Source organism: uncultured Cyclobacterium sp. (assembly GCF_963976465.1).
In the GTDB taxonomy this organism is placed as follows: domain Bacteria; phylum Bacteroidota; class Bacteroidia; order Cytophagales; family Cyclobacteriaceae; genus Cyclobacterium.
In genome coordinates this window covers 1-8,205 of sequence record NZ_CAXBOC010000233.1, presented here as the reverse complement: position 1 = coordinate 8,205, position 8,205 = coordinate 1, and the positions used below count along the sequence as shown (strand labels likewise).

8 protein-coding genes are annotated in these 8,205 nt (G+C 42.9%); all 8 read left to right on the top strand.

Features of this window, described 5'->3' with window-relative positions; genetic code table 11:
- The coding region (locus AAC037_RS13665) for a type II glyceraldehyde-3-phosphate dehydrogenase (RefSeq protein WP_339903510.1) at positions 1-695 on the top strand (695 nt) is incomplete at its 5' end.
- Entirely contained in the window at positions 695-2,059 is a 1,365-nt protein-coding gene (locus AAC037_RS13660; RefSeq protein WP_339790098.1) for a dicarboxylate/amino acid:cation symporter, read from the top strand. The genes AAC037_RS13665 and AAC037_RS13660, both read left to right, overlap by 1 nt.
- Positions 2,056-2,613 carry a hypothetical protein gene (locus tag AAC037_RS13655; RefSeq protein ID WP_339903509.1) on the top strand — a complete coding sequence of 186 codons (558 nt, stop codon included), beginning with the start codon at positions 2,056-2,058 and terminating at the stop codon, positions 2,611-2,613. The genes AAC037_RS13660 and AAC037_RS13655 overlap by 4 nt, the downstream gene beginning before the upstream one ends.
- 111 nt (positions 2,614-2,724) lie before the next feature.
- Positions 2,725-3,579, top strand: a complete 855-nt coding sequence (locus AAC037_RS13650) for a restriction endonuclease (RefSeq protein ID WP_339790093.1) — start codon at positions 2,725-2,727, stop codon at positions 3,577-3,579.
- 19 nt (positions 3,580-3,598) lie between these two features.
- A complete protein-coding gene (locus AAC037_RS13645; protein ID WP_339790091.1) occupies positions 3,599-4,969 on the top strand; it encodes an MBL fold metallo-hydrolase in 1,371 nt (456 codons plus the stop codon).
- Positions 4,969-6,489: a thymidine phosphorylase family protein gene (locus tag AAC037_RS13640; RefSeq protein WP_339790089.1), complete on the top strand. Its 1,521-nt coding sequence runs from the start codon at positions 4,969-4,971 to the stop codon at positions 6,487-6,489. Before AAC037_RS13645 ends, AAC037_RS13640 begins: the two co-directional genes overlap by 1 nt.
- Positions 6,490-6,493: 4 nt before the next feature.
- Positions 6,494-7,390, top strand: a complete 897-nt coding sequence (locus AAC037_RS13635; protein WP_339903508.1) for a ribose-phosphate pyrophosphokinase — start codon at positions 6,494-6,496, stop codon at positions 7,388-7,390.
- On the top strand, positions 7,383-8,066 hold the full coding sequence (locus tag AAC037_RS13630; protein WP_339815564.1) for a hypothetical protein: 684 nt from the start codon (positions 7,383-7,385) through the stop codon (positions 8,064-8,066). Before AAC037_RS13635 ends, AAC037_RS13630 begins: the two co-directional genes overlap by 8 nt.
- Positions 8,067-8,205 lie beyond the last annotated feature (139 nt).

Below are 8,205 nucleotides of genomic sequence, written 5' to 3'. Positions count from 1 at the left end.
TTCAAGGAGGTGAAAAACACGAAACTACCGGACATTCCTTTAGCGCAGAAAACAATTATGCTTCCGCCCTAAACCGGGACAGTACTCGGGTAGTTTCGTGTAACACCACTTCAATTGTCAGGACACTTTCTGCATTGAAAAGAGCCGGACTGTTAGAAAGTGCCCGTGGTACTTTGCTTCGTAGAGCGACCGACCCCTGGGAAAGCCATCTCGGTGGCATCATGAATACTCTGGTACCTGAAAAAGACATCCCCAGCCATCAGGGACCTGATGCGCAAAGTGTAGACCCTGAGCTGGATGTAGTTACTATGGCGGTGAAAGTTCCTCAAACCCTGAGCCATCTACATTACTGGAATGTGCGACTTACCCGAAAAGCTGATAAAAAGGAAGTGATAGAGGCATTTCAGACATCTACACGAATCACGTTGATAAGCTATAACGATGGGTTGGTTTCCAATAATACGATCAAAGAAAGATACCTGGATATGGGACGACCCTGGGGCGATATGTACGAGGTAGCACTGTGGCAAGACATGCTAAAAGTAGAAGGTAATGAGCTCTATTACGCCTATGTAGTGGACAACCAGGCCATCGTAATCCCGGAGACCATTGATGCGATCAGGGCATTGACCGGGATAGAAGAAAGTGCCGAGAGATCAATTAAAAAGACAAATGAAAGTTTGAGGATCATATAATGAGCTTGTTTGATACAGAAATAAAATCTCTCAAATCACTTAATACCTATCTTCAAAAACTGGTAGCAGGCAAGCTCTGGTTAAAGGTACTCATTGCACTTTTCTTAGGAGTGGGTTTTGGCCTTCTTTTAAGCCCACAAAATGGATGGGTGAGCAAAGCCACTGCCGATGTTTTAGGTAACTGGCTGGCCCTGCCCGGCATGCTCTTTCTTAAGCTCGTGCAAATGATCATGATCCCGTTAATCGTGGCCTCTATCATTACTGGTATCGCCAGTAATGACAAAGACAACCTGAAAAAACTGGGAGGTGGTGTTTTACTTTATTTTGTGGCTACCACCATTATCTCCGTGAGTATAGGAACCCTTCTTGCCACCATTTTTAAACCGGGCAGCTACCTGCATGAACAGGCAGCTGCCGAGCATGAAGCAGTACTGGCGGCAGGCGAAGAAAATGCTGAATTATCGTTTGGCATCAATGATATGCCGGGCATCATTACCGATCTGCTGCCTGAAAACCCGCTGGCCTCTATGGTAAGCGGGGAAATGTTGAGCATTGTCATCTTTACCATTATTATTGGAGTGGCAGTATTATCATTGCCAGATAATCTGCTGAAACCTGTGAAGTTATTGCTGAGTGCAGTACAGGAAATTTGTATGACAGTAGTTAAGTGGGCCATGATTTTAGTACCCATAGCAGTTTTTGGTCTCATGGCTCAGCTTACATCCAGTGTAGGTCTAAGCTCCCTTGCCGGACTAGGTTATTACGTGATAGTAGTCTTGGCAGGTTTACTAATTTTAGTAGGCATATACCTGATGATGGTGAGTTTGTTAGGCCGCAGGAACCCGCTAAAATTCTTGGGAAAGATCAGAGGCGCTCAACTCCTGGCTTTTTCCACCACCAGTTCTGCTGCAGTAATGCCTCTTTCGTTGCAAACAGCAGAAGAAGAATTAAAAGTGGATCATGCGATCAGTAATTTTATCATCCCTATCGGGGCAACTGTCAATATGGATGGCACAGCTCTTTATCAAACCATAACCACTTTGTTCATTGCCCAAGCGTACGGGCTGGAAATGAGTTTGCTTAATATTATCGTTGTGGTTATAACTATAGTTGCTGCGTCAATAGGTACACCGGCCATTCCGGGAGGAGGAGTTGTAATTCTTGCATCTGTCTTGGGCAGTGCAGGTATTCCGGCAGAAGGTATCATCATCATTATCGGTGTAGAGCGATTATTGGGAATGTTTCGTACAGCGGTTAATGTCACCGGAGATTTGACTGCCTGTGTGGTTTTCAATCAATGGTATGGTACAGTTATGCGTCAAGTAGTCATAGCTCCTAAAACCGTGGAAGTAATAAATGAATGATTCCGAGAGTCATGGAGGAATATGTTAATCACACAAAAGCAATTCGAGGTTACTTTCTTACCGATAGAAAACTCATCAAATTCATCAAAAACCGTCCCGGTAATCAGGATATTGATGTCATCAAAGAGAAGGTTATGGCAGTAGCCGATCATGACAGGGTTGATTATTTCATCATGTGCGGCTTTCATGATCATATTGAAAGGCTAAAAATTGATAAACCTCTGACCAAAAGCGACCTTTCAATTGCCATTGGCCTTGCTCAAAATGGGCATAGCGGTATTGATAATGAAACTATAGCATTTGCATCCAGATATTGTGCCGTTCATGCCCCGATGTTTTTTCCATTATGGAATAAATATTCATTGAAAGTAATTCAAAGTTATCACCACAAGACTTTATTGCCATCCGATTATTTGGAATACAGTGAGTTGGTGCATGAGATAAAATCAAAGTTTAGCATGGCTCCTTTAAACTTCTTTGATATCAGTAAATTCTTTTGGATTTATCAGGACTACCTCATCAATTATTACTGCGAAAAGAGCTTTGACTCATAACCTCAGAAAAGTTTTTGAGTATCATAATTTCATACATCTAAAGTGAGATATCGTAAATACCTCCGAGGTGTAATATTCTAACTTTAACATTGGATTGTTAAAGTAGTATAAATGTCAGAAAAGACCGTTCTCATCACAAAAGCTTCAGGAGAAAGAGCCGCTTTCTCAACAGAAAAATTAAGGCAATCGCTGGAACGAGCCGGAGCAGATTTGGCTGTAACAGATCGGATTGTGAGCGAAATTGAGAAGCAGCTATTTGATGGAATGTCTACAAAAAAAATATACAATCAGGCCTTTTCCATGCTCAGGAAGTACTCAAAACCTGTCGCAGGAAGGTACAAAATCAAGCAGGCTATTTTAGAGCTAGGACCATCAGGATACCCCTTTGAAAAGTTCATTGGTGAAATTCTCAAACACCAGGGATACCGCACTAAAGTAGGTGTGATCATTCAGGGCCATTGTGTGACTCACGAAATAGATGTGGAGGCCGAAAAGGATAATAAGCACTTTATGGTAGAGTGCAAATTCCATAATCGGCAAGGTTATAAGTGCGATGTAAAAATTCCACTCTATATAAAATCCCGGTTTGAAGATGTAAAAAAGCAATGGCAGAAACGTAAAGATCATGCTACTAAGTTTCATCAGGGTTGGGTGGTGACCAATACCCGGTTCACCGAAGATGCCATTCAATATGGTATATGTTCCGGTTTGATTCTCGTAGGCTGGGATTATCCCCAACAAGGAAGTTTAAGTGACCGGATTAACTTGTCCGGTTTACATCCTATCACCTGCCTCACTACGCTTACCAAATCCGAAAAGCAACAGTTGATTGATAAGATGGTAGTACTCTGCAAAGAGCTTTGTGACAAGCCAAAGGTGCTTAATGAAATAGGAATATCTGATAAACGGATCAGAGGGATACTTAAAGAAGGAAACGAAATTTGTTCAAGCAGGGCCGTCTATTAAAAATGATTTGTATTTAAAGATGAAAGGAAAAATAACCATAAAATTTTTAGGTGCGGCTGGTACCGTTACAGGATCCAAATATTTGCTTGAAACCGGAAGTAAAAAGCTGATGGTGGATTGCGGTGTTTTTCAGGGATTAAAAGAACTGAGACTGCTCAATTGGGAGCCACCCGAGTATGTCCCGGCATCTATTGACGCGGTGGTACTTACCCATGGGCACCTTGATCACACAGGCTACCTGGCCCGCTTGGTGAAATTAGGCTTCAAAGGCAAAATATATGGAAGTGCGCCCACCCTCAAGATTGCTGAAATTATACTAAAAGACAGTGCTAAAATTCAGGAAGAGGAGGCTGCCAGAGCCAATAAAGAAGGATATAGTAAACACCATCCGGCAGAGGCTTTTTATGACCTGAAAGACGTTGAAAAAACAAGCCCACTTTTTAACCCTGTTTCAGAAGGAAAGTGGCATGTGATAGAAGAAGACTTTAAGGTTAGGTGGCAATACAATGGCCACATTATAGGATCAACCTTTATTGAAGTAGAGATCAACGATAGTCGCCTGGTGTTTTCTGGTGATATCGGACGCAAAAAAGATTTGCTGCTATATGCTCCTAAAAAGCCTGAAAAGGCAGATATACTGCTGATTGAATCCACCTATGGCGGCAGGGTGCATCCGGAAGAGGAAACTATAGTTCCTGAACTGGAACGTATCATCAATGAAACCATTGAACGGGGGGGCAGCCTGTTCATACCGAGCTTTGCGGTAGAGCGCACGCAATTGATGATGCTGATGATATGGCGGTTATTGAAAGAGAAGAAGATACCAAAAATACCCATGATCATGGACAGTCCGATGGGTGCCAATGTACTTCACCTCTTCCATGCCTCGCGGGATTGGCATAAGCTTAAACCGGAAGAATGTGATGAAATGTGTTCTCATTTTCAGGTAGTTAGCAACTATCGGAAAACCTTGGCGCTGAGGGAAGACAACAAATCCAAGATCGTCATTGCCGGAAGTGGAATGATGACGGGCGGACGAATACTGAACTATATGGAAACAAGATCAGGCAATAGTAATGACACCTTACTTTTTGTAGGCTATCAGGCAGAAGGAACCAGAGGAAGAAAACTGCTGGAAGGAGCGAAAGAAATTAAAGTGTATGGCAAATGGCTACCATTCAAAATGCACATGGAACACATTGAAGGACTGAGTGCGCATGGTGACCAAAACGATTTGATTGACTGGCTCTCTGAAATTAAAAAACAACCCGAAAAGGTATTCATTATTCATGGGGAAGCAGCGCAGGCAGAAGCTTTATCAAAAGCCCTGGAAGATAATAAAGGATGGCAAACACATATCCCTCAACTTAATCAAACGGTAGAATTGTGATGGAAGCAAAGGATACCCGCCATAACGTATTAAAATTAGTAAGACTAGGCATTGATGCACGCAATGAATACATGGTATTTATGCGCAAGAATTGTCCGGTATGTGTGTCCGAAGGATTTGAGGCTTTAAATCGTATAAAAGTTTCAAAAGGAAATAAAACCATCGTGGCCTCACTCATCGTTTGGGACAATGAAGAACATCTGACTCATGACCAACTAAGCTTATCAGAAGCAGCCATTGATTCATTGGGAGCAAATGCTGGGGATGAACTCACCTTGAGTCATTTGGATGCCTTGGATTCCATGAGTGACGTCCGTAAGAAAATTTATGGACACCGCTTGAACCAGATAGCTTTTGACAGGATCATTGGCGATATCGTCAATCGGAATTTATCCAATATTCAACTTTCAGCTTTTCTGGCTTCCAGCACAGGGAATGCATTAAATCAGGAAGAAGTGATTGCCCTGACCCGTTCCATGATTAATGTGGGTTTTAAACTGGATTGGGGTAAAGATAAGGTTTATGATAAACACTGCATAGGTGGCTTGCCTGGTAACCGAACTACCCCACTGGTAGTGTCTATTGTTGCCGCAGCGGGGCTGACCATTCCTAAAACTTCTTCCCGTGCCATTACTTCTCCGGCTGGCACCGCTGACACCATGGAGGTAGTTACCAACGTAAATCTTACCACCGAGCAAATGAAAAAAGTGGTGGAGCTAGAAGGGGGGTGCCTGGCCTGGGGCGGATCAGTACAGTTAAGTCCGGCTGATGATATACTCATCCGTGTGGAAAAAGCATTAGATATTGATAGCGAAGGGCAGATGATCGCTTCCGTGCTTTCAAAAAAGGCGGCAGCAGGTTCTACTGATGTTGTGATTGATATTCCTGTCGGCCCAACGGCTAAAGTGCGCTCCCGGGAAGCTGCTGAGCATCTGTCAGAAAAGATGGTTGCCGTAGGCAAAGCCATCGGACTGAATATTGATATTATATTAACCGATGGATCGCAACCTGTAGGGCGGGGCATCGGCCCTGCACTGGAGGCAAGGGATGTTTTGTCCGTCTTAAGAAATGAAGACCATGCACCTGATGACCTACGCGAAAGAGCAGTACTACTGGCAGGCAGGTTACTTGAAATGGGAGGAAAAGCAGCCGAAGGGGCAGGCGCTCTTGAAGCTTTGAGGATTTTGAAAAGTGGAGAGGGCTACAAAAAATTTACCGCTATCTGCCAGGCACAAGGCTTTTTCAGGGAACCTGAAGTAGCCCCCCATAAGCACAAGATCAAGTCCATAACGACTGGGGTAGTTTCAGAAATTGATAATCGCAGACTTGCGAAAGTGGCTAAGCTGGCTGGTGCTCCGGGAGCGATGACAGCAGGCATTTTGCTTCTTACGCCTTTGAATACTCAGGTGGAAGAAAACGATACCCTGTTTGAAATCCATGCTGAGTCACGAGGAGAGCTTGAGTACGCCCTTTCTTATCTGGATACACAAAAAGAAATTATTAAAATAAAAGAGACATAGAAATATGGAAATGATAGTTTTTGCCTTACCGGGCAACGAAGATCTTACTGAAAAAATTGCCGGACACCTTCAGGCTGAAAAGGGTGAGGCAACCATCCGGCAGTTTCCCGATGGAGAGAGCTTTGTACAGATACATTCTGACGTAAAAGGAAAATGCGTGGTGATGGTTTGCACCTTATATAAACCGGACGCTAAGTTGCTGCCCTTATATTTTCTAAGTAAAACAGCCAAAGATCTGGGAGCCGCATGTACCTGCTTTGTAGCACCCTACCTGGCCTACATGAGGCAAGACAAACAATTTAACCCTGGAGAAGGGATCACCTCAACGTATTTTGCACAATTAATTTCCGGATTCGCAGAAACACTTACCACAGTAGACCCACATCTGCACCGTAGAAGCTCGTTAAGCGAAATCTATAGCGTACCTAATACCACAGTGCATGCGGCATCACACATTTCAAAATGGGTGAGCCAAAACATAGAAAAGCCGGTATTCATCGGCCCGGATAGCGAAAGTGAGCAGTGGGTTTCTCAGGTAGCAAAAGAAGCCGGTGCGCCCTTTACCGTGTTAGAAAAAGTACGACATGGTGACCGGGATGTAGAAGTATCCATACCGGATGTGGCAAAATATAAAGACCACACCCCGGTGCTGGTTGACGATATTATTTCCACTGCAAGGACTATGATTGAGACAGTGGGCCACTTAAAAAAAGCCAACATGAGACCTCCTGTATGTGTGGGAGTTCATGCGGTGTTTGCAGGTTCTGCTTTTCAAGACCTCAAAAATTCAGGCGTACAGCAGATCGTAACCTGTAACACCATCCCTCATGAAAGCAATGCTATTGATCTTTCTGAAACTTTGGCAATGGAGATTAAAGCGTTAATGAAGCACCATGCGTAATATCCTCTTCCTCATATTGATATTTCTGCAATTTACTCCCGGCATGTCCTATGGTCAGGAAAAGGAAATGTTGATTGAGCAGATTGCTGGAAAAAAAATAGTTCGTAAAAATTTTGACAAAAATGGAAAACCACAAGGCATGCAAATTTTTCTGACCGGAGAGTTAAAGCGGGAAAGTGAAACCTATACTGTAGAAGTGTTGGTGGAGTTGTATGATGAAAATAACCAATTGGATGAAAAATATACCACCACTTACAAGTGTAACCCCAGAGAATTTGATGTGCTGGTCAATGTATTTCCTTTTACCGATCCGGGAGATGAAAAGACAAAAGTGGATGTTACCTCAGAAGATTTTAAGCAGTTATATGATTTACAAAGTAGCAGTAAGTTGAAAGATATCTATTTGAAGATGAGCGTTGAATCGGGCGTACTCAGTTTTTTTGGTTCTAAAAGCCTGGTTACCATAAAAAACAGGCAGAGCAAAAAAGAAAATGGAAAGATAACTATTAGTAGTGATGCTGTAGTTGAAGCCTATGTGATGGGCCTAAAGATAAAGACCATCAACTACACGGTTGAAGAATACCTGACTGAGAGTTTAGTATTACAACGTCAGAAATTCACGGAGGATGACGGAGCATATTTTACCATGGCCTATGAGCAAAATAATAAAGAGTAGAAAATGGTAGACTTAAATCATATAACCACCTTGCCGCCAGCAGAAGCTGATAAAATGGAAACAAAGAAGGCACTTAAAAAACTGCGTAAGGAGCTTTTTAAGCTACAGAATAAGTTCTATGCCGATGGCAGATACAGTA